The organism is Flexivirga sp. G2 (assembly GCF_055397625.1).
Genome location: NZ_AP039675.1, coordinates 1,210,955 through 1,234,895, shown reverse-complemented (window position 1 = coordinate 1,234,895; position 23,941 = coordinate 1,210,955). Strand labels below are relative to the sequence as shown.

The 23,941-nt window shown below is 67.0% G+C and carries 20 protein-coding genes; 9 read left to right on the top strand and 11 right to left on the bottom strand.

The genetic code is table 11. The features are described from left to right. Together glgB and ACZ50J_RS06045 are read left to right on the top strand one after the other, a co-directional pair. On the top strand, positions 1-3,729 hold the full coding sequence (gene glgB / locus ACZ50J_RS06050) for a 1,4-alpha-glucan branching protein GlgB (RefSeq protein WP_464300368.1): 3,729 nt from the start codon (positions 1-3) through the stop codon (positions 3,727-3,729). 11 nt (positions 3,730-3,740) lie between these two features. Further along, positions 3,741-4,250: a DUF2268 domain-containing putative Zn-dependent protease gene (locus ACZ50J_RS06045; RefSeq protein ID WP_464300367.1), complete on the top strand. Its 510-nt coding sequence runs from the start codon at positions 3,741-3,743 to the stop codon at positions 4,248-4,250. A gap of 6 nt (positions 4,251-4,256) precedes the next feature. Here ACZ50J_RS06045 and ACZ50J_RS06040 read toward each other — a convergent pair whose 3' ends face one another. Further along, positions 4,257-6,191 carry a S53 family peptidase gene (locus ACZ50J_RS06040; protein ID WP_464300366.1) on the bottom strand — a complete coding sequence of 645 codons (1,935 nt, stop codon included), beginning with the start codon at positions 6,189-6,191 and terminating at the stop codon, positions 4,257-4,259. Between the two features lie 142 nt (positions 6,192-6,333). Here ACZ50J_RS06040 and pgm point away from each other — a divergent pair, with 142 nt between their 5' ends. Genes pgm through ACZ50J_RS06025 form a run of 3 tightly spaced genes read left to right on the top strand, consistent with a single transcriptional unit; the run spans position 6,334 to position 9,143 of the window. Beyond that, entirely contained in the window at positions 6,334-7,974 is a 1,641-nt protein-coding gene (pgm, locus tag ACZ50J_RS06035) for a phosphoglucomutase (alpha-D-glucose-1,6-bisphosphate-dependent) (protein WP_464300365.1), read from the top strand. Positions 7,975-7,977: 3 nt separating this feature from the next. Next, positions 7,978-8,598, top strand: coding sequence for a nucleoside/nucleotide kinase family protein (locus ACZ50J_RS06030; protein ID WP_464300364.1), 621 nt, complete (start codon positions 7,978-7,980; stop codon positions 8,596-8,598). Further along, positions 8,595-9,143 carry a P-loop NTPase family protein gene (locus tag ACZ50J_RS06025; protein WP_464300363.1) on the top strand — a complete coding sequence of 183 codons (549 nt, stop codon included), beginning with the start codon at positions 8,595-8,597 and terminating at the stop codon, positions 9,141-9,143. Before ACZ50J_RS06030 ends, ACZ50J_RS06025 begins: the two co-directional genes overlap by 4 nt. Before the next feature lie 3 nt (positions 9,144-9,146). Here ACZ50J_RS06025 and ACZ50J_RS06020 read toward each other — a convergent pair whose 3' ends face one another. Together ACZ50J_RS06020 and ACZ50J_RS06015 are read right to left on the bottom strand one after the other, a co-directional pair. Beyond that, entirely contained in the window at positions 9,147-10,385 is a 1,239-nt protein-coding gene (locus tag ACZ50J_RS06020; RefSeq protein WP_464300362.1) for an ATP-grasp domain-containing protein, read from the bottom strand. A 27-nt stretch (positions 10,386-10,412) separates the two neighbouring features. After that, positions 10,413-11,156, bottom strand: coding sequence for an esterase family protein (locus tag ACZ50J_RS06015; RefSeq protein WP_464300361.1), 744 nt, complete (start codon positions 11,154-11,156; stop codon positions 10,413-10,415). 85 nt (positions 11,157-11,241) lie between these two features. Here ACZ50J_RS06015 and ACZ50J_RS06010 point away from each other — a divergent pair, with 85 nt between their 5' ends. Further along, positions 11,242-12,186 carry an aldo/keto reductase gene (locus ACZ50J_RS06010; protein ID WP_464301320.1) on the top strand — a complete coding sequence of 315 codons (945 nt, stop codon included), beginning with the start codon at positions 11,242-11,244 and terminating at the stop codon, positions 12,184-12,186. A gap of 205 nt (positions 12,187-12,391) precedes the next feature. Here ACZ50J_RS06010 and ACZ50J_RS06005 read toward each other — a convergent pair whose 3' ends face one another. After that, positions 12,392-13,330, bottom strand: coding sequence for a co-chaperone YbbN (locus tag ACZ50J_RS06005; RefSeq protein WP_464300360.1), 939 nt, complete (start codon positions 13,328-13,330; stop codon positions 12,392-12,394). 219 nt (positions 13,331-13,549) lie between these two features. Between ACZ50J_RS06005 and ACZ50J_RS06000 the strand changes: the two genes are divergently transcribed. From ACZ50J_RS06000 to ACZ50J_RS05990, 3 genes are all read left to right on the top strand, one after another. Beyond that, positions 13,550-15,139 (top strand): sugar ABC transporter ATP-binding protein, encoded by a 1,590-nt coding sequence (locus tag ACZ50J_RS06000; protein ID WP_464300359.1) that lies wholly within the window; start codon positions 13,550-13,552, stop codon positions 15,137-15,139. A gap of 70 nt (positions 15,140-15,209) precedes the next feature. Then, the gene (locus tag ACZ50J_RS05995; RefSeq protein ID WP_464300358.1) at positions 15,210-16,244 is read left to right on the top strand and encodes an ABC transporter permease; all 1,035 of its coding nucleotides are present in this window, start codon (positions 15,210-15,212) and stop codon (positions 16,242-16,244) included. 1 nt (position 16,245) lies between these two features. Continuing rightward, positions 16,246-17,292: a substrate-binding domain-containing protein gene (locus tag ACZ50J_RS05990; RefSeq protein WP_464300357.1), complete on the top strand. Its 1,047-nt coding sequence runs from the start codon at positions 16,246-16,248 to the stop codon at positions 17,290-17,292. Between the two features lie 95 nt (positions 17,293-17,387). Here ACZ50J_RS05990 and ACZ50J_RS05985 read toward each other — a convergent pair whose 3' ends face one another. From ACZ50J_RS05985 to ACZ50J_RS05955, 7 genes are all read right to left on the bottom strand, one after another. Continuing rightward, positions 17,388-17,930, bottom strand: a complete 543-nt coding sequence (locus tag ACZ50J_RS05985) for a GNAT family N-acetyltransferase (protein WP_464300356.1) — start codon at positions 17,928-17,930, stop codon at positions 17,388-17,390. Further along, a complete protein-coding gene (locus ACZ50J_RS05980; RefSeq protein WP_464300355.1) occupies positions 17,927-18,235 on the bottom strand; it encodes an MTH1187 family thiamine-binding protein in 309 nt (102 codons plus the stop codon). Before ACZ50J_RS05980 ends, ACZ50J_RS05985 begins: the two co-directional genes overlap by 4 nt. A gap of 23 nt (positions 18,236-18,258) precedes the next feature. Then, a complete protein-coding gene (locus tag ACZ50J_RS05975; RefSeq protein ID WP_464300354.1) occupies positions 18,259-19,965 on the bottom strand; it encodes an NAD(P)/FAD-dependent oxidoreductase in 1,707 nt (568 codons plus the stop codon). 128 nt (positions 19,966-20,093) lie between these two features. Further along, the gene (locus ACZ50J_RS05970; protein ID WP_464300353.1) at positions 20,094-21,326 is read right to left on the bottom strand and encodes an acetyl-CoA C-acetyltransferase; all 1,233 of its coding nucleotides are present in this window, start codon (positions 21,324-21,326) and stop codon (positions 20,094-20,096) included. Between the two features lie 64 nt (positions 21,327-21,390). After that, positions 21,391-21,810: a hypothetical protein gene (locus ACZ50J_RS05965; protein WP_464300352.1), complete on the bottom strand. Its 420-nt coding sequence runs from the start codon at positions 21,808-21,810 to the stop codon at positions 21,391-21,393. 127 nt (positions 21,811-21,937) lie between these two features. Beyond that, the gene (locus ACZ50J_RS05960) at positions 21,938-22,252 is read right to left on the bottom strand and encodes a hypothetical protein (RefSeq protein ID WP_464300351.1); all 315 of its coding nucleotides are present in this window, start codon (positions 22,250-22,252) and stop codon (positions 21,938-21,940) included. A 13-nt stretch (positions 22,253-22,265) separates the two neighbouring features. Further along, positions 22,266-23,936: a 3-hydroxybutyryl-CoA dehydrogenase gene (locus ACZ50J_RS05955; RefSeq protein ID WP_464300350.1), complete on the bottom strand. Its 1,671-nt coding sequence runs from the start codon at positions 23,934-23,936 to the stop codon at positions 22,266-22,268. Positions 23,937-23,941 lie beyond the last annotated feature (5 nt).

The window sequence follows — 23,941 nt, the reverse complement described above, 5'->3', positions numbered from 1 at the left end:
ATGGCGATCATCCACGCCGGAGCGGCGCTCACGCCGACCAAGCTGGAGCTCATCAGCAGCTGGATCGGTGACCGTCGGTGGTATGTCGGCAAGGGCTCGGCGGCCGAGTTGCGGATGCTCGGCAGCTATCGCTTCGACGACCCGGCCGGTGAGGTCGGCGTCGAGGTCAACGTCGTGGTGGACGACTCGGGGTCGGCGCCGGTGGTCTATCAGATCCCGATGACCTACCGGGGTGCTCCGTTGCCCGGGGCCGAGGCTGCCCTCATCGGCGAGATGGAGCACGCAGCCCTCGGACATCGGTGGGTCTACGACGGTTGTCACGACCCGGTGTTCGTGGCGACCCTCCTGCGCACCATGGTCACCGGTGGCCGGGAGGCCGAGCTGGTGCTGCACGACCCGTCCGGTGCCGTCACCGGACGCAGGGACTCGCCGATCACCGTGCGGGGCAGCGGTTTCCGGCATGCCGCCGTGCCGCGGATCCGCACCGCTCGGGTGTTGTCCGGCGAGCAGTCCAACACCTCGATCATCGTCGACTCGGACGACGAGGAACCGTTGATCATCAAGATCTTCAGGGTGATTCACCCCGGCGACAACCCGGACGTGACGCTGCAGACCGCGCTGAGCGACGTCGGCAGCGAACGCGTGCCGCAGATGGTCGCATCGCTGCGCGGCGACTGGCCGACACCGGACGGCGACGAGCGTGCCCAGGGTGACCTGGCCTTCGCGCAGGAGTTCTTCCCGGGTGTGCAGGACGCGTGGCGGGTTGCGTTGCAGTCCGCCGCCGACGACGAACCGTTCGCTGCATCCGCCTATGCGCTGGGCGCCGCGACGGCCGAGGTTCATCGCCAACTGGCCGAGGCGTTGCCGGTCGGGTCCAGCACCGCCGAGTCGGTCACCCGGCAGCTCGCCGCGATCCGGCGCCGGTTCACCGAAGCCACCGAAGCCGTGCCGGAGCTGCAGGACCGTCAGGCCGGGTTCGACTCCCTCGTGGACAACGCTCATGACGCGAATTGGCCTGCGCTGCAACGTATCCACGGCGATCTGCACCTCGGGCAGGCGCTCGACGTCCCGGAGCGCGGTTGGGTTCTGCTCGACTTCGAGGGCGAACCGTTGCGGACTCTCGACGAGCGCAACGAGGCCGACGTGCCGTTGCGGGACATCGCCGGCATGCTGCGGTCCTTCGATTACGCGGCAGGCTCGATCGAGCACCGCGATGCCGCTGTGGACCGACGCGACTGGGCTGCACAGGCCCGCTCGGCATACCTGGACGGCTACGCCGCGCAGAGCGGTGTCGACCTCGCGTCATACCGACGACTGATCGAGCTGTTCGAGGTCGACAAGGCGAGCTACGAGGTCGTCTACGAAGTCCGCAACCGGCCGGCGTGGCTCGACATCCCACTCAGCGCGATCCGGCGACTGCTGCCCACCACGAAAGGTGACGTCATGAGCCACGACCCAGGCGAGGACACGAATGCAGTCGAGCCGGGAGGCGAGGACGTGACACAGCCGACTACTGCCATCCCGACGGAGGTCGCCCACGAGCTGCTGGTCGGCCGGTACGGCGATCCGCACCGGCTGCTGGGACCGCACGTCAGCGAATCCGGAGCGTTGGTAAGGGTTTTCCGGCCGCTCGCGAGCACCGTCCAGGTGCAGCTACCGGACGGTACGCGTGCCGACCTGCACCATGACCACGAGGGGCTGTGGAGCGGGTCTCTGCCGACCGACGAGGTGCCCGATTACCGGGTCGTGACGACGTATGACGACGGCGTCGAGCACGTGACCGACGACCCCTACCGCTTCCTGCCCACGCTCGGCGAGATCGACCTGCACCTGATCGCCGAGGGCCGCCACGAGCAGCTCTGGACGGTGCTCGGCGCACACCTGCATCACTACGACAGCCCGCAAGGTGCGGTCGACGGCACCTCCTTCGCGGTCTGGGCACCCAATGCCCGTGGTGTGCGACTGGTCGGCGACTTCAACACCTGGAACGGACAGGGTCACCCGATGCGCCGCCTCAGCGGCGGCGTCTGGGAACTCTTCGTGCCGGGCGTCGGTGTCGGAAACCGTTACAAGTTCGACATTCTCGGTCCGGATGGCATCTGGCGGGAGAAGGCCGACCCGCTCGCCAGGTTCGCGGAGACAGCGCCGGCGACCGCGTCCGTGGTCACCGCCTCGACCTATGAGTGGGGAGATGCCGCCTGGCTCGAGCAGCGCGCGGCGTCCGCCGCGCACGAGCGCCCGATGAGCATCTACGAAGTGCATCCGATGTCCTGGCGACAGGGCAAGTCGTGGCGCGACCTCGCCGACGAACTCGTCTCGTACGTCACCGAACTCGGCTTCACCCATGTGGAGTTCATGCCGGTCATGGAACACCCCTATCCGCCGTCCTGGGGCTATCACGTCACCGGCTACTACGCTCCGAACTCACGGCTCGGTGACCCGGACGACTTCCGGTTCCTGGTCGACCGGCTGCATCAGGCAGGCGTGGGCGTCATCCTCGACTGGGTGCCCGGACACTTCGCGACCGACGAGTGGGCGTTGGCCCGGTTCGACGGCACGCCGCTCTACGAGCACCCGGACCCGCGACGGGGCTGGCACCCCGAATGGGGTTCGTACATCTTCGATTTCGGCCGGCCGCAGGTGCGCAACTTCCTCGTCGCCAACGCCGTCTACTGGTTGCAGGAGTTCCATGCCGACGGGCTGCGCGTCGACGGCGTCGCGTCGATGCTCTACCTGGACTACTCCCGCAACGAGGGTGAGTGGCTGCCGAACAAGAACGGCGGCCGCGAGAACCTCGAGGCGATGCAGTTGTTGCAGGAGACCAACGCCACTGCATACCGCCGACAGCCCGGGACGGTCATGATCGCCGAGGAGTCCACCTCGTGGCCCGGCGTGACCAAGCCGACCGACCAGAACGGCCTCGGGTTCGGCTTCAAATGGAACATGGGGTGGATGCACGACACGCTCGATTACGTTGCGCAGCAACCCATTTACCGCAAATTCCACCACAACGAGATGACGTTCTCGCTGGTCTACGCGTGGGACGAGCAGTTCGTGCTGCCCATCAGTCACGACGAGGTCGTGCACGGCAAGGGCTCGCTGCTGCGCAAGATGCCCGGTGACCGGTGGGAGCAGCTGGCCGGCGTCCGTACCCTCCTTGCGGACATGTGGAGCCACCCCGGGAAGCAGTTGCTGTTCATGGGGTGCGAGTTCGGGCAGGAGTCCGAGTGGGCGGACGGGCGCAGTCTGGACTGGTGGCTGCTCGACCAGCCGGCGCACCTGGGTGTCGCCCACCTCGTGTCCGACCTGAACCGGATCTATGCCGAGCATCCGGCCCTGTGGAAACTGGACCACGATCCGCAGGGGTTCCGCTGGATCGAGGCGAACGCCGCCGACGCGAATCTCTTCTCCTACCTGCGATTCGACACTCCGGGCCAGGACGGCGACGTCGTCGCGGCAGTGCTCAACTACAGCGGCGCCGAAGCTCGTGACGTGCGGATCGGTCTGCCGCGCCCCGGTCGCTGGCGGGAGATGCTCAACACCGATGCGGAGCGGTATGGCGGCTCCAACCGGGGCAACCTCGGCGGCGTGGACGCGACGGACACTCCGTACAACGATCAGCCGTGCTCTGCGGTCGTGACGGTCCCACCGTTGTCCGCGGTCTGGTTCACGCCGGAGTCGTCGGAGGCTGAGGAATCGGTGGAGAGCAGCACGCCGGAGTCCGTGTGACGGCCCCTGCGATGCTTCATCTGCATCGGGCCTCGGCTCAGTTCGCCGACCACGACCTTGCGGCGATGCAAGCAGGCTTCGACGAAGCCACCGAACTCGTCGGCGACGTGTTGGGACTGACCACGGTCGACGTCTTCGCGATCCACGCGCCGTGGCTGACGATTCCCGGTTGGGGGTGCGGCGGTTTCAATTACAGCCCGTATTCCGTTGTCCTGGCTGTTGATTCGGCCAGCGCGCCGACAGCAGAGAGCGTCCGGACGACGCTGGTGCACGAGTTCCACCATGTCATGCGGGCACGCGGACCCGGCTGCGGCACCAGCCTTCGGGAGCGGATCGTCACCGAGGGGCTCGCCCGCGGCCACGGTGACAGAAGCGGTCGAGGCTGGTCTTACCCGGTGATGCCGCGAGTGCGACAAACCGCACCGCAGCCCGTCGGAGGGCGGCCGGCACCGGAGGGACCATCGCACACGAAGGAGGCGCCTCCCGGAATCCGGGAGGCGCCTCACGTCAGTTCCTGCTGAACGGAACTACTTCTTCAGAGCGCTGACGAACGCCTTCGTCGAGCTCGGCACTCCGAAACCGGTCAGGTTGTCGTAGCCCTTGTCCGAGACCAGGGTCTGGTCCTGCACCTGCTGGGAGTTGATGCCGACGCTGGCCAACGTGCCCGAGGTCTTGTACTCGAAGCCGTGGTTCATGACGTTGCCCTTGACGTCGGTCAGGCCGGCGTGGCCCTTGCCGTAGATCGCCGGGTTCAGGAACCCGACGCGCTTGCCGACGAGCGCAACCGTGCCCGCGGTCCACGGCGACGACCAGCTCGTGCCACCGATCTTCTCCAGCGAGAAGTTGTTGCCGGCGTCGCCGTCGTGGTAGCCGATCAGGTAACCCGTGTAGGGGTCACCGGCGCCGGCGAGGTCCGGGTAGGCGCGGTGTGCGTCGACACCGGTGAACCGGGTAGGCACGACGCCCTGCTGGTAGTAGGGCTCCTCGTGGTACTGGCTCACGCCGCCACCACCGCCGTAGCGGTACTGCCAACCACTCCACGCGTCGTCCTGCTGGAGGTTGTACGACGTGTTCCACGCCTGCTCGAAGCTCACCTTCGAGCCCTTGGCATTGCCGGTCGCCAGCGAGGTACCGCCGACCGTGGTGACCCACGGGTTGGCAGCCGGGTAGTCCGGGGACGGCGGCGTCGACTGCTTGTCGCCGTCGGTGTTGTCGCCGTAGTCGCCCGACGAGAACAGGACCGAGATGCCCTGCGCGGCCGCCTGCATGAACATCGCCGAGTAGGCGTCGTTCGTGGCCGGGTCGTTCACCTCACCGCCACCCCACGAGTTCGTGAAGGAGTCGACCAGGTTGTCGTCGACGATCTTGTGCATGGAGGTGAGCAGGTCGTCGTCGAACGGCGCGGCAGCCGCCGAGTAGACGATCTTGGCGTCCGGCGCAGCACCGTGGATCGACTGCACGTCCAGCGCCTGCTCGCCGTTGACCCCACCGGAGCCCTCGTCGTCGCAGTAGAGCGGGTTGAACCCGCCGTCCGGCTCGATAACCTTCAACTGGTTCTTCTTCAGCGTCTGGAATCCGACGCTCTTGGCCCAGGTGTTGGTGTCGGCCTCGATACGAGGGTCGTTGCACCACAACGTGATTCCGACCGTCATACCCTTGCCGGTGTTCTTGGCCGTCATCCCGCGAGCCGCCCGCATCTGCTGCGGCGTGTAGCCGCACAGGCTGCCCGGCTGCACACCCTTCAGCGGCTGGGCCGCCTTCACGATGTTCGGCAGGTGGTACTGCCCGTAGTAGGACGAGCAGGCGTCACTCGCGCCGGACTGTGCGTTCGGCTTGGCACCGATCGAGGACAACGTACGCGCCGACTTCTGCTGTGCGGTCGCCTCGTTGGTGCGGACGTTCGTGGTGTGCAGGATGCGGGAGTGGTCGAGTCCGACCACGCCGCCGACGGCACCGGCGATGCTGGCGGGCATCGTCACGGTGGTGGCCGGCGCGGAGAAGGTGCGGCCGTTCGTGGAGTACTTGTGCATCTGGGTGCCGAAGGCCTTGTTGATCGCGGCCGTGGAACCGGACACCGGGACGTAGCTGCGGGTCTTGGAGACCGCGCCGGTCTTGAGCCCCTGGCTGTGCAACCAGGCGATGGCCTTGTCGACATCGGCCTTGGACGCGGCGAAACGGTTGGTGAACTGGGCCGGGGTGATGAACTTCCCGTGCTGTGCACTCGTCGGGTCCGAGACGGCCTTGACGAAAGCCTCGGCTCCGGCCTGATCACGCAGCTTGAACGTGACGATGAAGTGTTCGGTGGTGGTCGACGAGGTCGCTCCGAGGGATTTCCCCGGGGACTGGACGCTGTGTGCCACGACCTTACGGTCGTGGTTGGGTGTGCCGGCCGCGAAGGCCGGGCCGCCGATCGCACCGGCTGCCAGGGTGACGGCGCCGAGCAGGGCGAGCTGAGTACGCATATAGGGTCCCTTCCCAAGTGTGTGTGATCTCGAAATTACTGAGTTCGGCACGCCCGTGGGGCGATGGTGACCATCCAGTTGTCAGGCTCTCCTCCGGCGGGCCGTTCTGTCACTATCCGGCCCGTCGTGGCAGGCTGGTGAAATGAGTGAAAGTCGAGCCGGACAACCTGCTGCCGCGAGTGACCTGGTCGACATACCGCACCTGGTCACGAGCTATTACGAGATCGAGCCGGATCCCGAAAACATCGACCAGCAGGTGGTTTTCGGCACTTCGGGCCATCGAGGATCCTCGCTCCGGGCGGCGTTCAACGAAGCTCACATCCTGGCCACCACCCAGGCGATCGTCGACTACCGCCGGTCCCAGGGGTATGACGGGCCGCTGTTCATCGGCCGGGACACGCACGCACTGTCCGAACCGGCGTGGGCCTCGGCTCTCGAGGTGCTGGTGGCCAACGACGTGCAGGTGCTCGTCGACAGTGGCGACGGTTACACCCCCACGCCGGCGGTCTCGCACGCGATCCTGCGTGCGAACTCCGGCCGGACGACCGGCTCAGGCCTCGCCGATGGCATCGTCGTGACGCCGTCGCACAACCCGCCCGCCGACGGCGGCTTCAAGTACAACCCGCCGCACGGCGGTCCGGCCGACAGCGACGCGACGAAGGTGATCGCGGCGACCGCCAACGACTACCTGCGCGCCGGCCTCGAGGGTGTGCAGCGGGTGCCGTTCGGACGGGCCCGCTCGACCGTCGGGTCGTACGACTTCATGGCCACCTACGTGGAGGACCTCTCGAACCTGATCGACCTGGACGCGATCAGATCGGCCGGGGTACGCATCGGGGCCGACCCGCTGGGCGGCGCATCCGTCGCCTACTGGGCCGCCATCGCGGATCGTTTCGGACTCGACCTGACCGTGGTCAACCCGCTGGTCGACCCCACCTGGCGCTTCATGACGTTGGACTGGGACGAGAAGATCCGGATGGACTGCTCCTCGCCGTACGCCATGGCATCGCTCATCGACAAGCGCGCTGACTACGACATCGCGACGGGGAACGACGCCGACTCCGACCGGCACGGCATCGTCACCCCGGACGGCGGACTGATGAACCCGAACCATTACCTGGCGGTCGCCATTCAGTACCTGTACGGCGGCGCGCGACCCGGCTGGTCGTCCGACCGGGTCGGCAAGACGCTGGTCTCCTCCTCGATGATCGACCGCGTCGTCACCGGCCTGGGTGCACACCTGTGGGAGGTCCCGGTTGGGTTCAAGTGGTTCGTTCCCGGGTTGCTCGACGGCAGTGTGGGTTTCGGCGGCGAGGAGTCCGCCGGTGCATCGTTCCTGCGCAAGGACGGCACGGCGTGGACCACCGACAAGGACGGCATCGCGCTGGCGTTGCTCGCCTCCGAGATCCTGGCCCGGACTGACAAGTCCCCGAGTGAGCACTACGCGGAACTCGTTGCCGCTCACGGTGATCCGGCGTACGCACGGATCGACGCAGCCGCCACCCGGGAGCAGAAGGCCAAGCTGGCCGCCCTGTCCCCCGACGACGTGGCGTCCACGTCGCTCGCGGGCCGGCCGATCACCGCCAAGCTGACGCGCGCGCCGGGCAACGACGCCCCGGTCGGCGGGCTCAAGGTCACGAGCGAGGATGCGTGGTTCGCGGCCCGCCCGTCCGGCACCGAGGACGTCTACAAGATCTATGCCGAGTCGTTCCAGGGCGCCGACCATCTCGCGCAGGTCCAGGCCGAGGCCAAGGAGATCGTGTCGGCGGCGCTGGGGAGTTGAGTCGTGGTTCCTGCGGTGCGCGGCCACGTCGTCAGGCCCGCGACAGCCACCAAGCTCGGTCGCCTGTTCGTGATCTCAGGGGCGCAGGCCGCCGGCAAATCAACGGTCGGTGCAGCTCTCGCTGACGCGCTGCCCCGAGCCGTGTTCGTCGACGGCGACGCGATCGGGAACTTCGTGGTGTCCGGCAAGGAATTGATGACCGAGCCACCGCGGATCGAGGCGATCGAGCAGCTCTTCCTGCGGTATGCCGGTGCCCTCACCGTTGCCGACGTCTACCGGTCGGCGGGGTTCGACGCGGTCGTCGCCGACAACATCTTCGGCACGTTCCTCGACGACTTCCTGATGATCGCCGCGCCCGAGCCGATCCACTTCGTGATGCTGCATCCGACGGCGGACGCCATCCGCGGTCGCGAACGTGCCCGCGGCACGAATGCCTACCGAGACGGGTTCACCGTCGAAAGTCTCGTCGAGTCGGTCGAACACGGGTCCCGGCGGGTCGGGCTGTGGATCGACAACACCGATCTGTCGGTGGCACAGACGGTCTCGCGGATCCTCGAGCACGCAGATGCGGCGTTGGTGGACACCCGCGAGTTCGACGAGGACTCGTCATCGGCTGCGCCATGAACGGCCCGGTGGGATCGGCCGACAGCCGACTCGTCGTGCTGCGCGGCAACTCCCGCGCCGGCAAGTCGACGCTGTCGATGGCCCTGAGGCGGCGGCCGATGTCCGTCGTCGGCCAGGACCACATCCGGCGGATCATCCTCAAGGAACGTGACAAGCTCGAACTCACGGCAGCCGTCGAACTGATCGACGTGAATGTACGGTTCTGCCTCGACCACGGGAAAGACGTTGTGCTGGAAGGGATCCTGTGGTCGGTGAAGTATGGCGACATGATCCGCCAGCTCCTCGTGGACCACCGCGGCACCAACCATGTCTACTACTTGCAGGTCGGCTTCGACGAGACGGTGGCCCGCCATACGGCGAGTGCGGACGCAGCCGAGTGGACCAGCGAGGACATGCGGTCGTGGTGGAACGACGATGATCTGCTCGGCATACCCGAGGAGACCGTGCTGGACGCGAGCCTCCCTCAGTCTCAGCTGCTTTCACACATCGAACGGCAGCTCGATGGGCTCCCCCGCTCCGCTCCTCCGCTACTCGGCGACCTTTGACCCTCAGCCGAGGATCTTCTCCTCGTCCTTGGCCCACAGGCCGGTCAGGCCACGGAAGTGGGCGAGGAAGCGCTCGTGCTCCTGCTCGGGGTAGGTCGACTTCACGGTTTCGACCAGCAACCGGTCGAAGTCGTCGGACAGCACCCAGTCGAGGACCATCTCGTCGACGTCGGCCAGGGCCGAGTCGACGAACTCGCGGTAGCGCTCCGTCTCGAAGTACTTGTCCGAAAGCCGTTGGTAGGCACCGAGTTTCGCTTGATAGTCGTCGTCCCGATCGGCAACTTCGAACCACGGACCGGTGTCCACCTGGGTGTGTCCCTTGCGTCCGGTGACGACACAGAAGATGGACCACTTGAGCAACGACTTGATCGCCCAGGGGAAGTAGTAGTGCAGTGAGGTGATCGCCACGTCCGGGCAGGCGTTCGCGTAGTCGATCGGATAGACGACGCCGTCCTTGACCAGCATCTCGCAGCTGTTGAACTCCCAGCGGAAGAACGCGTTGACGGTCTGCGCGATCGTCGTCGTCTCGGCACCGATCTGCGGTGTCAGGAAGTCGTAGGCGACCTCGTAGCGATCATGCATCGGCTGCTCGGGCCGGAACTTCATCACCATCGTCTCCGGCCCGATGGTGAGCGCCCGGGCGAAGACCTCGAAGCCGTCGACCGCCCGTTGCAGGTGCATCAGCATCTCGCCGGACTCGTCGTAGCTGCGTCGCAGGTCGGCCTCGTTCTGGATCATCGAGACACCACGCCAGGCGCCACCGTCGAACGGCTTCATGAACATCGGGTAGCCGAGTTCGGCAGCGACCGAGTCGAGGTCGAACGATCGGTTGTACTTCTCCGAGGTGTAGGCCCACCGGACGTTGTCGATCGGATTCTTGTAGGGCACGAGGACCGTCTCGGGGACATTCATTCCGAGCCGCATCAGCGCGCAGTATGCCGAGTGCTTCTCCATCGACTGGAAGGTGAACGGCGAGTTGAGCAGGTAGACGTCGTCCATCAGCGCGGCCTTCTTCAGCCATTCACGCGGGTGGTAGTACCAGTGCGCCAGCCGGTCGATCACCAGATCGGTGCGTGGTTTGTCACGCAGGTTGAACGGCTCGATGGTCATACGTTCGGTGCGTATGTCGTGCCGTGACCCGTCCAGCGCCGTCACCGGGCCGACTCTGCGCATCAACTCCTCGAAGGCGCGTGGCCAGTCCTCCTCGGCGCCCAGCAGCAGGCCGATCAGGTGTTCGCTCATCGTGCGCTCCCTTCCACTTGCCGATCCTCAGCAGAACCGTGGCAGGTGATGCGCCATTTGCTTCTGCCACCACGGCCAGTCATGTGCGCTGTCGTGTCCCCACACGTCCAGCTGATTGGGAATTTCCTTCTCGGACAACAGTTCTGCGAACGCCCGCGTCGATGGCAGGGCTTGTGTCGGGGACACCTCGAACGGACCCTCCCCCACCACGAGCAGCACGCTGGCAGTCTTGCGCAACCACTCCAGGTGCTCGCCGTGCATGCCCGCGACATACGCCATCGGGTTGGCGAAATAGGTGGCATCACCGTGCGCGCCGTGCCCGTGCCAGGAGGTCACGTCGTAGCTTCCCGACATACCGAACGCGAGCGGTGCCTGGTGAGCATGGGTGAGGGTGAAGTTCACCGCGTGGTAGGCGCCCATCGACACACCGAGCGTGATCAGGGGGCGTTCACCGCCGACCTGCTCCGCGATCCAGGGCAGGACGGCGCTCTCCAACCAGCGGGTGTAGCTGTGATGGCGGGTCGCGCGCTCCTCGGTGGTCGCATCGTTGTCGGACCAGGTCCAGCGGTCCGCGGAATCGACACAGAAGAACGAGACCCGTCCGGCGTCGACCAGGCTCTGCACGGCATCGACCATGCCGTTGCTCGCGAAGTCCTCGGCACGCCCTGCCTCGCTCGGGAACACCAGCACCGGCCGACCCCAGTGGCCATGACGGATGACGCCCAGCGACAGGTCCGTCCCGGGCACCGGCAGCTCGACGCGTTCACCCATCCGCTCATCCTGACGCACCCTGCGCGTTACGCAAGAGGTTTCGGCCGATCGGTTTCCGGGTGGTCGTATCGTCGGGACCGTGGATATGACCTACCGCCCGTTGGGCGACTCCGGACTCATGGTCAGCGCGGTCGGCATCGGCTGCAACGCTTTCGGCCGGCGGGTGGATGCCGCCGGCGTGAGCGACATACTCGATGGTGCGCAGGACGTCGGTGTCACCCTGCTCGACACCGCAGACATCTATGGCGGTGGAGCCAGCGAGGAGCTCCTCGGCGGCGCGCTCAAGGGGCGCCGCGACGAGTTCGTGCTCGCGACGAAGTTCGGCATGGACACCGGCGGACTCAACGGAGCCGACCACGGTGTGCGCGGAGCGCGCCGCTACATCCGCCGCGCTGTCGAGGGTTCACTGCGTCGGTTGCAGACCGACCACATCGATCTCTACCAGTTGCACCGCCCGGACGACATCACGCCGATCGACGAAACCCTCAGTGCGCTCAGCGATCTCGTGCGCGAAGGAACGATCGGCTACCTCGGCTGCTCGAACTTCGCCGGCTGGCAGATCGCCGACGCCGACTGGACCGCGCGTACCGCAGGGTTCGAACGGTTCGTCTCGGTGCAGAACCGCTATTCACTGCTGGACCGCACCATCGAGGACGAGGTCGTGCCCGCCGCCGAGACGTTCGGTCTCGGCGTGCTGCCGTACTTCCCGCTCGAGTACGGCCTGCTCACCGGCAAGTACCACCGCGGCCAGCAGCCGCCCGCCGGCTCACGTGCGACCTCCGGCCCGGCACCGTGGCTCGAGAACGCCGACTGGGACCGGATCGAGGCCCTCGAATCGTATGCCGCCGACCGCGACCTGAGCGTGCTCGACGTCGCCATCGCGGGTCTGGCCGCGCAGCCGGCCGTGTCGTCCGTCATCTCCGGAGCCACCTCCGGCGATCAGGTGCGCACGAATGCCGCTGCGCTGCGCTGGGATCCGACTCCGGACGACCTCGCGGTCCTCGACGAGATCACCGCCGATCGCGACTGACGGCTTCCTCACCGAGTGACGGCCGGATAGGACCGTCACTCGCCGAAGAAGCCGTCATTCGGCAGAAGGAGGCGAGCGGCGGCTGCAGGCCGCCGTGCGAAGAGCCGCCCGAAAGAGCCGCGGGGCGACGACCAGGGGACGTGGATCCGCCGCGAGCGTGCGAGCGGTGTAGCCACGTCCCCTGCGAGGAGCCGCGCGAAAGAACTCAGTACAACGCGGACATCAGGCCGGTGCGGGCCTTCTTGACGCGGTCGTCGGTGGGACCGACGACATCGAACAGCTTGACCAGGTGCTCGCGGGCGGCGTTGCGCTCGTCGCCGCTGGTCGCCTTGACCAGGTCGATCAGCCGGGCGAAGGCGTCCTCGACATGGCCGCCGAGGACATCGAGGTCGGCGACGAGCGTCTGCTTCTCGACGTCGGTCGGCGCGGCCGCGGCTGCTTCCCGAGCGGCGTTGAGGTCGGCGCCGGAGGTGCGCTCCAGCAGGCCCACCTGGCCGAGGCCGAGGCGCGCCTCGTCGTCGGCGGGATTGTCCTTGAGCGCCTGCTCGTATGCCGCGGTGGCCGCCGCGTAGTCACCCTGCTCGATCGCGTCGAACGCCCGCTGATGCGTCTCCGGAGGTTCGGGCTCCGCGACCTCGTCGGTGTCGCCGTCGGTGTCGCCGGCAGCCTCGAGACGTCCGGTCACCCCGTTCGCGGCGGCGGCCTCGAGCACCTTGTCCAGCACGTCGCGGATGGCGTCGGCCGGCTGATCACCGACATACAAGGGCACGGGCTGGCCGGAGAGGATGGCGAGCACCATCGGCACCTGCTGCACCTGCAGCGCCTGGCGGATCTGCAGGGACACGTCGATGTCGACGGTGGCCAACTGGAGGCGTCCCGCATAGGACCGGACCTGCTGGGCGAGCACGTCGATGTGCTTCTTGCTGTCCGGTCGGCTGCCCGACCAGAGCGCAACGATGACCGGCACACGGGCCGAGGTCTGCATCGCGTCGCCGAAGCTGGCGTCATCGACCGCAATCACCAAGTTGTCGTTGGCACCGGCGGATCCGGCGCCGGGGACTGTCGAGGCGGCAGCCGGCCGCGCCAGAGAGGACAGGTCGACGGCACCGCGCAGCGATGCCGGAGTGATGGGCTGATCGGTCATCCGTCCATTGTTGCGCCTGGCCGCGCGCGCGGTTCGGTCACCCTCGCGACGCTGCGCCGCCCGCGCAGCTGGAAAACGATTTCTCACACTGTGAACTGGCGAGCTTCGAACGCCCAATGATCCGATGTTCATGATTAGCATGAGACCCGCATCACACCAACCGACTCGCACGATCCAACCCTGACCGGCTTGCGCGGGCCGACATCCGCCGGAGGTTCGATGAGCACGCAGGATGCCCCACGTGACGGGGTCCCCGCGAAGAAGTACCGAGGCGACGAAGGAGCGAAGGACTTCGTGGGATCGGGCGAACTCCTCGCCATGTCCGGGATCAGCAAGACCTTCCCCGGTGTGCGCGCACTGGACGACATGCACCTCGATCTACGTCGAGGCGAAGTACTTTCCCTCGTCGGCGAGAACGGCGCAGGCAAGTCGACGCTGATGAAAGTCCTCTCCGGCGTCTATCAGCCGGATGTCGGAGAGTTGAGATTGAACGGTGTACCAACGAAATTCGCCAACCCGAGGGAGGCCCAGCAAGCCGGGATCGGCATCATCTTCCAGGAATTCAATCTGATGCCGGACCTGACGGTCGCGCAGAACATCTTCATCGGGAGGGAGCAGCCACAAGGTCGATTCCTGCTGCGGCCGCACGTCCTAGAACGTCGTGCCGCCGAACTCCTGGAGCGACTGCAACTGCCGCTGCGGCCGAACACACCGGTCGGACGGCTCTCGGTGGCCGGGCAGCAGATGGTGGAGATCGCCAAGGCGCTCTCTCTGGACGCCAAGGTTCTCATCATGGACGAGCCGACGGCTGCGTTGAACGACGCCGAAGTCGACACCCTGCATCAATTGATCCGACGTTTCGTGACCAACGAGACCGGCGTCATCTACATCTCGCACAAGATGGACGAGTTGAAGGCGATCTCCGAGCGGATCACCGTGATCCGCGACGGCAGGTTCATCCGAACGCTCGATGCCACCGCGACCACCATGCGCGAGGTGATCTCGCTGATGGTCGGCCGTGAGCGTGAGCCGGTGGAGCATGCTCGGGCGGACATCCCGGCTGCCGATGCACCGGTGGTGCTGCAGGTCCGCGGCGTAGCCACTCCGAAACTGTTGCGGGACATCAATTTCGAGGTGCGATCCGGCGAGATCGTCGGCTTCGCCGGGCTGATGGGCGCTGGGCGCACCGAGGTCGCACGAGCAGTCGTCGGCGCGGACCGCCGCACGGCCGGCGAGATCGCCGTCAACGGCACCGACGTCTCCCCGCGCAACCCCGCTCAGGCCGGTGCAGCAGGCATCGGCTATCTGTCGGAGGACCGCAAAAGTCTCGGCCTCCTTCTCCAACAGACCGTCGCACAGAACATCGCCTTGCCGTCCGTCGGCACGAAGTTCTCCCGCGGCGGGTTCGTCAACGATCGCCCGGCAGCCGCGGACGCACGCCGGTTGGTGGACGAACTCCGGATCAAGACACCGTCGGTGCGTTCGATCGTCGGCAACCTCTCCGGCGGCAACCAACAGAAGGTCGTCATCGCCAAGTGGTTGCTCAAGGACTGCGATGTGCTGATCTTCGACGAGCCGACGCGCGGGATCGACGTCGGCGCCAAGGAGGAGATCTACGGGCTGATCGGCCGCCTCGCGGCCGAGGGCAAGGCGATCGTGGTCATCTCTTCCGAGCTGCCGGAGGTTCTGCGGTTGAGCCACCGCGTCGTAGTGATGGCAGCTGGACGGATCACCGGCGAGCTGACGGCGCAGGACGCGACCCCGGAGTCGGTCATGCAGCTCGCCACCGCGCAGTCCGCGAGCGCCTGACCGGCGGCAAGCACGAAACCCCTGACGTCATACAGCTTTCGAACCAGACGTTCGCACCGAGGAGCACAGCATGCCGAGCGACACTGCCAGCGCCCTGCTGGACAAGAAGCCACCCGAGGAGACGCCGCCCGCAGCACGCGGGATGAGTCCGCAACTTCGGATGCGGTTGCAGCAACTGGCGGCGTTCGCCGGACTGGTGATCATCACGATCTTCTTCGCGATCGCCGGTGACAACTTCTTCACCTACGACAACTTGGTGAACAACGTCCTGTTGTCGTCGGTGCTGATCGGCGTCCTGGCGCTCGGTACGACATTCGTCATCGTCACCGGCGGCATCGACCTGTCCATCGGTTGGGGCATCGCCCTGACGGGTATGACGGCCGGGACCTTCCTGATCACCTGGAACCTGCCGCTCGGACTGGGTCTGCTGATGACCTTGCTGGTCGGGCTGGTGATCGGCCTGGTCAACGGATTCAACGTCTCCATCCTCGGCATGCCGCCCTTCATCGCGACACTGGCGATGATGCTGGTCTGTCAGGGGCTGCCGCTGGTGATCAGCGACAACGGCGCCACGATCTACACCAACACACAGTTTCCGCCCTACGCGGACCTGTCCGGTGGTGAGCTGATCCCGAAGTTCCCCAACGCGGTGCTCATCTTCCTCGGTCTGGCGGTCATCGCCTGGGTGCTGTTGAACCGCACGATCTTCGGTCGGTATGCCGTCTCCATCGGCAGCAACGAGGAGGCCACCGCGTTGTCGGGCATCAACGTGCGCAAGTGGAAGCTGCTCATCTACGGCGTCGCCGGCATCTTCACCGCCTGCGCCGGCATCCTGTCATCGGCGCGCATCGGAGCCAGCCCGACTGCGGGCGGTGGTCTGGAGTTGCAGGCCATCGCGGCCGTCGTGATCGGCGGCACCTCGCTGGCCGGTGGCAAGGGCACCATCGTCGGCTCGGTGATCGGTGCCCTCATCATCGGAGTGCTCAACAACGGTCTACAGATCATGGGCGTCCCGCAGGAGTGGCAGTACGTCATCCTCGGCATCGTGATCCTGGCCGCCGTCTACGTCGACATGCTGCGCAAGCGCAGCGCGGAGGTGGTCTGAAGTGACTGCACGAAACACTGCCCGGCGTCATACCTGGCCCATCGCCGCCGCCGGTGCCGCACTGCTCGCGATGTCGGCCGCCGGATGCATGCGCGCCAGCGACTACAAGGACGACATCACCGGCTCGGCCGCCGCGTCTCACGGTGTGCAGGCGGGCTGCACTCCGATCAAATCCGGCAAGAAGCCCTACATCGCCATTATTTCCAAGGGTTTTCAGCAGCAGTACTGGCAGGCCGTCTACAAGGGGGCGAAGCAGGAAGCAGCCAAGGAGGGCGCCAAGATCACCTTCAACGGCCCGGCGACGGAGTCGGATGTCCAGGACCAGATCAACATGCTGAAGACCGCGCTCACCAAGAAGCCGGACGCTCTCGGTTTCGCGGCTCTGGACTCCAAGGCATCCGCACCGATCATGACGCAGTTGCAGCAGGACAAGACACCGGTCATCGCCTTCGACTCCGGTGTGGACTCCCCCGTCCCGCTGACGACTGCTGCCACCGACAACAAGGCTGCAGCCGGGGCTGCTGCCAAGAACATGGCCGAACGCATCCACTACAAGGGCACCGTCGCTCTCGTCGTGCACGACCAGACGAGTGTTTCGGGCATCGAGCGCCGTGACGGGTTCGTGGAGTGGATGAAGAAGCACGCGCCGAAGGTCAAGCTCCTCACCCCGCAGTACGGCGGCGGCGACGTCTCGAAGTCGGCCAACATCGCCAAGTCGTTGCTGGCCGCTCACCCGAACCTGGCCGGCATCTACGGGTCGAACGAGGGATCCGCCGGCGGCGTCGTCCAAGGCGCCAAGGAGAGCGGCAACAAGAAGGTCGTCATCGTCGGATTCGACTCCGGCGGAGCGCAATTGGACGCCATCCGTTCCGGCCTCGAAGCGGGTGCCATCACGCAGAACCCGATCGCCATCGGCGAGAAGACGGTGGCTGCGGCCATCAAGGCACTGCACTGCAAACCGGTGCCGAAGCAGATCGACACCGGCTACTACTGGTACGACAAGACCAACATGGACAGCGCCAAGATCAAGCCGTTGCTCTACCGCTGAATTGTCTGACTCGGCTCCTCGCAGCCCGCCGGCGACTTTGGGCTCGCAAGCTTGCCGAACGTCGCCAGCGAACTGGTCGTCGTCTCGCGCGTTCGTCACTCGGCGCGGGCGCGCAGCATCCGCAGTTCGTCGCAGGCCAGCTCGTCATCGCGCTTCCGGCCACCGTCCGGCGCGAAGCCGATCTTGGTGTAGAAGGCCTGTGCGCGCAGGTTCTCGTCGACAACCCAGAGGTATGCCGGACGGTCCCCGAGGGTGGCGTCGACGAGCTGGCGGGCGACACCGGTGCCGTGGAAGTCGCGCAGCACGTTCAGCGCCCCGAGTTCCTGCTGAAGAGGTGCGTCGTCATCCCGCGCGGCACCGACCATGCAGAACCCCACGATGCGACGGCTCGGCAGGTGCCGCGCCAGTCGTGACCGGAAGAGGACATCGTCGACGATGCCGCCGGCGTCGTTCTCGCGCGCACTGGCGACGCCAATTCGCCTGCGCCAGTGTGCGATTCGCGGCTCGAGCTGCATGCTGTCCAGATAGTCCTGGGACAGCATCCCGGCATACGTGTCCCGCCATACCTGCATGTGCAGAGCTGCGAGCTCGCGAGCATCCGCGTCGGCCATCGGCTCGACGCTGAACTCGCCGGTCATTGCTGAGTTTTCAGGCGCGCCTCGACGCGGTCGACCTTCTCGGTGAGCTGCCCGGTGAAGCCGGCGCGCATGTCGGCCTTGAGCACCAGGCTGACGCGTGGGCTCTTCGCGGCGACCGCCTCGCAGGCCGCCTTCACGACAGCCATGCACTCGTCCCAGTCACCTTCGATGGTGGTGAACATCGACGTCGTTTCGTTCGGCAGGCCGGACGCGCGCACGACGCGCACTGCCTCGGCGACCGCCTCACTGACCGAGCCGTCGGGATCGTCGGTGGTTCCGGGTGCGATGGAGAAGGCGAAGAGCATGCCGCCAGGCTATGCCACGGGTCTCAGCCGAGCGCCGGGTCCACCGCTTCGCCCGCAGGGGTGAGCGAGGCGAGATACGCGTGCACCGACGGTATGGCGGCAGCGCCCTCACCACTCGCCGAGGCGACGCGCTTCATCGAACCGAACCGGATGTCGCCGGCGGCGAAGACGCCCGGCACGGTCGTCCCGAGCGGCTCCGGCGGGCAGTCGTCGACCCACGTCTCCTTGGGCACGTCGCGCCCGGTGAGGATGAATCCCTTGGGATCCTGGGCGACTTCGGCCGGCAGCCAGTCACAGCACGGGTCCGCACCGAGCAGCAGGAACAACCCGCCGACCGGCTTCTGCAGCTCCGCCCCGGTCTGGTTGTTGCGCAGCGTGAGCCACTCCAACCGGTTCGTTCCCCCGGCGTCGACCACTTCGCAGTTGGGCTTCACACCGATCCGCGGATTGATATCGATCTCCCGGATCAGGTAGTCCGACATGGTCTCGGACAGATCCGGGCGCCGGATCACGATCTTCACGGATCGGGCGAAGCGCGACAGGTGCACGGCCGCCTGCCCGGCCGAGTTGCCGCCACCGACGACCACCACGTCCTTGCCGACGCACTCCCGGGCGGAGCTGGTGGCCGCGCCGTAGTGCACGCCGAGGCCGACGAACTTCTCGATGTTCTCCACACCGATCCGCCGGTAGGCGACGCCCGCCGCCACGATCAACGACCGCGCGCGGACGACCCGGTCCTCCAGCCGCAGCGTGTGCACACCGCCGGCTTCTTCGGCCAGGTCCATGCCCACGACCGGCCGCGCGGAGTAGAGCTTCGCGCCGAACCGCGCCGCCTGGGCGCGTGCCCGTTGTGCCAGTCGCATGCCGGAGATGCCGCGTGGGAAGCCCAGATAGTTGCGGATCATCGAGCTGGTGCCCGCCTGGCCGCCGATCGCGTCGGAGTCGAAGACCACGGTCGAGAGGCCTTCCGAGGCGCCATACACCGCGGCCGCGAGGCCGGCCGGGCCTGCTCCGATCACCGCCAGATCGAAGACGTCGTCCTCCTCGAAGTCCTCGAACGCGTAGAAGCGGCGGCCGATGTCGGCGATCGTCGGTTGCACGACCGTCTCGGTCAACGGGGACGACAGCACGGGGTACGCCGGTTCGCCGTCCGGCCAGTCGAAGTCCTCCAGCAGTTGTTGCGCGACCGGCGAATCCGGCGTGTAGTTGCGGGTCGGTATGCCGAGCCGGTCCAGGAAGTCGCGCAACCGCCCGGCGTCGGCGTTGCCGGGCGGTGCGATCAGCTGCACCGCTTCGAAGACCGGCTTGCTCGCACTCCAGCCCCAGTCGGACAACAGCTCGGTGATCGCGGTGTGGAACTCCTCGTCCCGCTCGCCACGAGGTATGGCGAGCCCCGCCTCGATCCGGCCGTCGACCTGCGCTTCACGCAGTGTCTCGCGGTTGACGCGGAACTCCTGGCCGCCATAGACCAGCGCGCGTTTGGTGACCGCACTGACCGCGTGCAAACAGTCGACCGTCACCAGGCCCGGCGCATCAGGCTGGCTGAATTCGACCACGAACAAAGCGATTTCGATGTGCTGGGCGATCAGCGACTGGACCAGCGCCATGGCCGGGCCCAGGCCGCGTGCGAACTCGATGCGGTAGTCGGTGGCATAGCGCTGGAACTCGTGCTGCAGTTGCTCGGCGTGGCCGTCCCCGACCAGGACGATGGCAGGCTGAAGGGGCTTCACCCGGCGAGTGTATGCCGGGCGGCCCGTCCTGCTCCGCCCAGAAAAACGCTACGGTCGTCACCTTCTCGCCCAGAAATGCAGATTCGGGCGAGAAGATGACGACCGTAGTCAGAAAAACTTCGGGAGCGTCAGCCCCGGGCTTGCGAGTCGAGCTCCACCCGCTGCGGCACGCGCACGATCAGGGCGTCACCCTGACCGCCGCCACCGCAGAGGCTCGCCGCGCCCACACCGCCGCCGCGACGCTTCAGCTCCAGCGCCAGGTGCAGCACGAGACGCGCACCCGACATACCGATCGGGTGACCCATCGCGATCGCGCCACCGTTGACGTTGACGATCTCGGGGTCGATGCCGAGCTCGCGCGTCGACACGATGCCGACGGCAGCGAACGCCTCGTTGATCTCGACCAGGTTGAGGTCGGTCGCCGCGATGCCTTCCTTGGCACAGGCGGCGTTGATGGCGTTGGCCGGCTGCGACTGCAGCCCGGAGTCGGGCCCCGCGACGACGCCGTGGGCGCCGATCTCGGCCAGCCATTCGAGGCCGAGCTCCTCCGCCTTGGCCTTGCTCATCACCACGACCGCGGCCGCACCGTCGGAGATGGGCGAGCTCGAACCGGCCGTGATGGTGCCGTCCTTGGCAAACGCGGGACGCAGACCGGACAGGCTCTCGGTGGTCGTCTCCGGACGAATGCCCTCGTCGCTCCTGAAGTCGATCGGGTCACCCTTGCGCTGCGGGATCGGCACGCTGACGACCTCGTCGTCGAAGATTCCGTCCTTCCATGCACGAGCCGCCAGCTGATGGCTACGTGCGCCGAACGCGTCCTGCTCCTCGCGGGTGACGGCCTTGTCGCCGGTGTTCTGCTGCTCGGTGAGCAGGCCCATGGCTTGATCGGTGAAGGCGTCCCAGAGTCCGTCGTACGCCATGTGGTCGCGCATCGTGACGTCGCCGTACTTGAAGCCGCCGCGGCTGCCGGGCAGCAGGTGCGGGGCCTGGCTCATCGACTCCTGGCCGCCCGCGACGGCAACCTCGAACTCGCCGGCGCGGATCAGTTGGCCGGCGAGTGCGATCGCGTCCAGCCCGGACAGGCACACCTTGTTGATGGTCAGCGACGGGACATCCATCGGGATGCCGGCCTTCACGGCCGCCTGACGGGCGGGCATCTGCCCGGCCCCGGCGGTGAGCACCTGGCCCATGATCACGTAGTCGACCTGGTCGCCGGCGACGCCGGCCTTCTCCAGGGCGCCCTTGATGGCGAATCCGCCCAGGTCGGCGCCGGAGAGCCCGGACAGCGAGCCCTGCAATTTGCCCATCGGAGTGCGTGCGCCGGCGACGATGACGGCGGTGTTTGCTGCAGACGAAGTCATGCAGATCACTCTAGTATCGGTGTCCTGCGGGCCGTCCGCAGCGGTCCTGGATGGAAGAACCCGCTCAATTGCCGATCGAGACGTTCACCGGCACGCTGTGACCACAGACCTGGAGCGTGACCGTCGCGACGCCGCTCGCATTGTTGCCACGACTCAACTGCACGTCCTGGCTGGACTGCCCAGGGCCTGCGGGCCAACTCGACGGAGTTGGCCCGGACCAGGTCACGTTCGCCGGCCCGACGATCGAGGCGAAGGAGACGTTCTCTACGACGGACCCGGAGTTCTGCACGGAGAACGAGATGGTGACGTTCTTACCCCGCGTCTGCTTCACGCCCGCCCCGACCACTGTCACGGAGCACACCTGGTTCACGGTCGACGCGCTGGCCGCGGGCGCCGCCTCCGCGAACGCGACGACCGGAAGGGCCCATGCCGCTCCCTTGGCGACGGTACGACGGGACACTCGTTGGCCGGATTGCGAACTCATCGGTAACTCCCCTGGCATCACTGGACGGATGAGGGGAGATTAGGTCCGACGGGTGTCCGAAGCAGCGCCCAACGGCGCTTGTTCCAGCGCCGAATTCATCTCGCAATAAAGGCGATTCGTTCAACCTTCAGTGCCACGAACCGCGCGGCGGCCGCCGATCCCGCGCTGACCAGCAGCCGGTGTGCCAGTGCCGTCGGTCGGTCACGTCGCCCAGCCCGTCGTCCGGCCAGACCACGACGTGGTCCAGCGACGATGCGAGCGACTGCTGGCAGCCGGGACACACGTAACTCCGCCCGGCCGTATTGCCGCGCACCGGCCGGACCCGGTAGGACCTGCCGCCATACGACTCGGTGCGGATGCCGGTCTCGAGCAGCCGCGACACGTCCGGCCGCCGGTCGGGCGGACCCGGCCGGCGACCCTGACGACGGTTGCGGCGTGGCATGACCCAGCCGGTGTCAGCCCAGGAAGGGCAGGTCGCGTATGGCGTGCTCGACGAGCAGCGGACTCGGAACGACGGTCGGATCGATCGCGCCCTGCTCGACCAGGCCCTCCACGACGACATCCGCGCCGAGGTCGTCGAGTATGGCGAAAAGCCCTCTCGGGTAACCGCATCCGGCCGTCATGGCGGTGTCGACGTCCTGCGGTGTGGCGTATCCGGCGTCGACCATCGCGACTGCGTCGTTCAGGTGCCCGAAGAGCAGCGCGTCGACGACCAGGCCTGGCCGCGCCGGGCCCGCGACCGGCACGAAACCGGCGGCGGTCAGCGTCGACCGAACCAGCGCGGCCTGCTCGTCGGTGGTCCCGAGCGGGACACCGAACTCGGCGACCTGACCGTGCTTGGTCTCCTGGTGCACCCGCAGCGGGAGCACCGCGACGTCGTCGTCGAGCACGCCGGCCACCGCGAACTCACTCGCCTCGTCGGCGGCCAGCACGACCGTCCGCGCGTCGAGCACCTCCGCGACGTCGGAGAACCAGTTGCCCGGTGCGGCGCCGCCGCAGCACCCGCACTCGGTGGAGTCGGCGCCCTCCTCGATCTCGCACTCGCCGGCGTTGCAGGTGGCGCAGTCGGCCTCTGCTCCGCCCGCCAGGACGACCACTGGGCAGCCGGCGAGGTCGGCAACGTCTGCCTCGGGGTCGTCGATCGTGGTGACCTTCACCCCTGCCTTGGCGAAGGACTCGGCCAATTGCGTTGCCAGGTCGCCCTTTCCGACGACCGCGGCGGAAACCGCCATCGCGTCGGTCCCGGCGTCCGCCTCGGTGCCCGCGTCGGCGGAGTAGTCGTAGAAGCCCTGGCCGGTCTTGCGACCGAGGCGACCCGCCAGCACCAGCTGGCGCAGCAACGACGGCGACGCGTCGGACGCGCGCTTCGTCGCGGCATACATGACCTCGCAGACCTCGTGCACGACGTCGAGACCGACGAGGTCCGAGAGCGTGAGGGGGCCCATGGGCAGTCCGATGCCGACCTTGCACGCGTTGTCGAGGTCGGTCCGGCTCACCTTGCCGGTCTGGTAGAGCGCAATGGCGCGCGCCAGGTAGGGAATCAGCAGCGCGTTCGCGACGAACCCGGCGCGATCGCCGACGACGACCGGCTTCTTGCCCAGTTGCAGCGCCAGATCGCGTATGGCGGTGGCGATGTCCTCGTCGAGCAGGACGGTCTTGATCACCTCGACCAACTGCAGGACGGGCGCCGGGTTGAAGAAGTGCATGCCGACCACCCGCTCCGGGTGGCGCGTGCCGGCCGCGATCTCGGTGAGCGAGAGGCTGGAGGTGTTGGAGGCGAGGATCGCCTCGGGACGGACGATGTCGTCGAGGGCGGTGAAGATGGAGTGCTTGATCTCCATGCGTTCCGGGACTGCCTCGATCACCAGGTCGGCGTCACTGAGGTCGGACAACTCGGCGGTGAAGCTGATCCGCTGCAGCGTCGCATCGCGATCGGCTTCGGACAGCTTTCCCTTGCTGACGGCACGGTCGAGCGACTTCGTGACGAATCCGCGTCCACGCTCGGCGAGTTCGGCGCTGCCGTCCACGGCGTAGACCGGCAGGCCCGCCTTGGCGAAGACCTCGACGATGCCGGCACCCATCGTGCCCAGACCGATGACCGCAACCTTTGAGATGACAGGAACCATGCGCT

What these genes read in the sequence shown, in the direction of transcription:
- ACZ50J_RS06045 (WP_464300367.1), top strand. Translation starts at nt 3,741, where the DNA reads ATGCTTCATCTGCATCGGGCCTCGGCTCAGTTCGCCGACCACGACCTT.
- ACZ50J_RS06015 (WP_464300361.1), bottom strand. Translation starts at nt 11,156, where the DNA reads ATGGGTGAACGCGTCGAGCTGCCGGTGCCCGGGACGGACCTGTCGCTG.
- ACZ50J_RS06025 (WP_464300363.1), top strand. Translation starts at nt 8,595, where the DNA reads ATGAACGGCCCGGTGGGATCGGCCGACAGCCGACTCGTCGTGCTGCGC.
- ACZ50J_RS06005 (WP_464300360.1), bottom strand. Translation starts at nt 13,330, where the DNA reads ATGACCGATCAGCCCATCACTCCGGCATCGCTGCGCGGTGCCGTCGAC.
- ACZ50J_RS06020 (WP_464300362.1), bottom strand. Translation starts at nt 10,385, where the DNA reads ATGAGCGAACACCTGATCGGCCTGCTGCTGGGCGCCGAGGAGGACTGG.
- ACZ50J_RS06010 (WP_464301320.1), top strand. Translation starts at nt 11,242, where the DNA reads ATGACCTACCGCCCGTTGGGCGACTCCGGACTCATGGTCAGCGCGGTC.
- ACZ50J_RS05960 (WP_464300351.1), bottom strand. Translation starts at nt 22,252, where the DNA reads ATGCCACGCCGCAACCGTCGTCAGGGTCGCCGGCCGGGTCCGCCCGAC.
- ACZ50J_RS05965 (WP_464300352.1), bottom strand. Translation starts at nt 21,810, where the DNA reads ATGAGTTCGCAATCCGGCCAACGAGTGTCCCGTCGTACCGTCGCCAAG.
- glgB (WP_464300368.1), top strand. Translation starts at nt 1, where the DNA reads ATGGCGATCATCCACGCCGGAGCGGCGCTCACGCCGACCAAGCTGGAG.
- ACZ50J_RS06000 (WP_464300359.1), top strand. Translation starts at nt 13,550, where the DNA reads ATGAGCACGCAGGATGCCCCACGTGACGGGGTCCCCGCGAAGAAGTAC.
- ACZ50J_RS06040 (WP_464300366.1), bottom strand. Translation starts at nt 6,191, where the DNA reads ATGCGTACTCAGCTCGCCCTGCTCGGCGCCGTCACCCTGGCAGCCGGT.
- ACZ50J_RS05955 (WP_464300350.1), bottom strand. Translation starts at nt 23,936, where the DNA reads ATGGTTCCTGTCATCTCAAAGGTTGCGGTCATCGGTCTGGGCACGATG.
- ACZ50J_RS05985 (WP_464300356.1), bottom strand. Translation starts at nt 17,930, where the DNA reads ATGACCGGCGAGTTCAGCGTCGAGCCGATGGCCGACGCGGATGCTCGC.
- ACZ50J_RS05980 (WP_464300355.1), bottom strand. Translation starts at nt 18,235, where the DNA reads ATGCTCTTCGCCTTCTCCATCGCACCCGGAACCACCGACGATCCCGAC.
- ACZ50J_RS05970 (WP_464300353.1), bottom strand. Translation starts at nt 21,326, where the DNA reads ATGACTTCGTCTGCAGCAAACACCGCCGTCATCGTCGCCGGCGCACGC.
- ACZ50J_RS05995 (WP_464300358.1), top strand. Translation starts at nt 15,210, where the DNA reads ATGCCGAGCGACACTGCCAGCGCCCTGCTGGACAAGAAGCCACCCGAG.
- pgm (WP_464300365.1), top strand. Translation starts at nt 6,334, where the DNA reads ATGAGTGAAAGTCGAGCCGGACAACCTGCTGCCGCGAGTGACCTGGTC.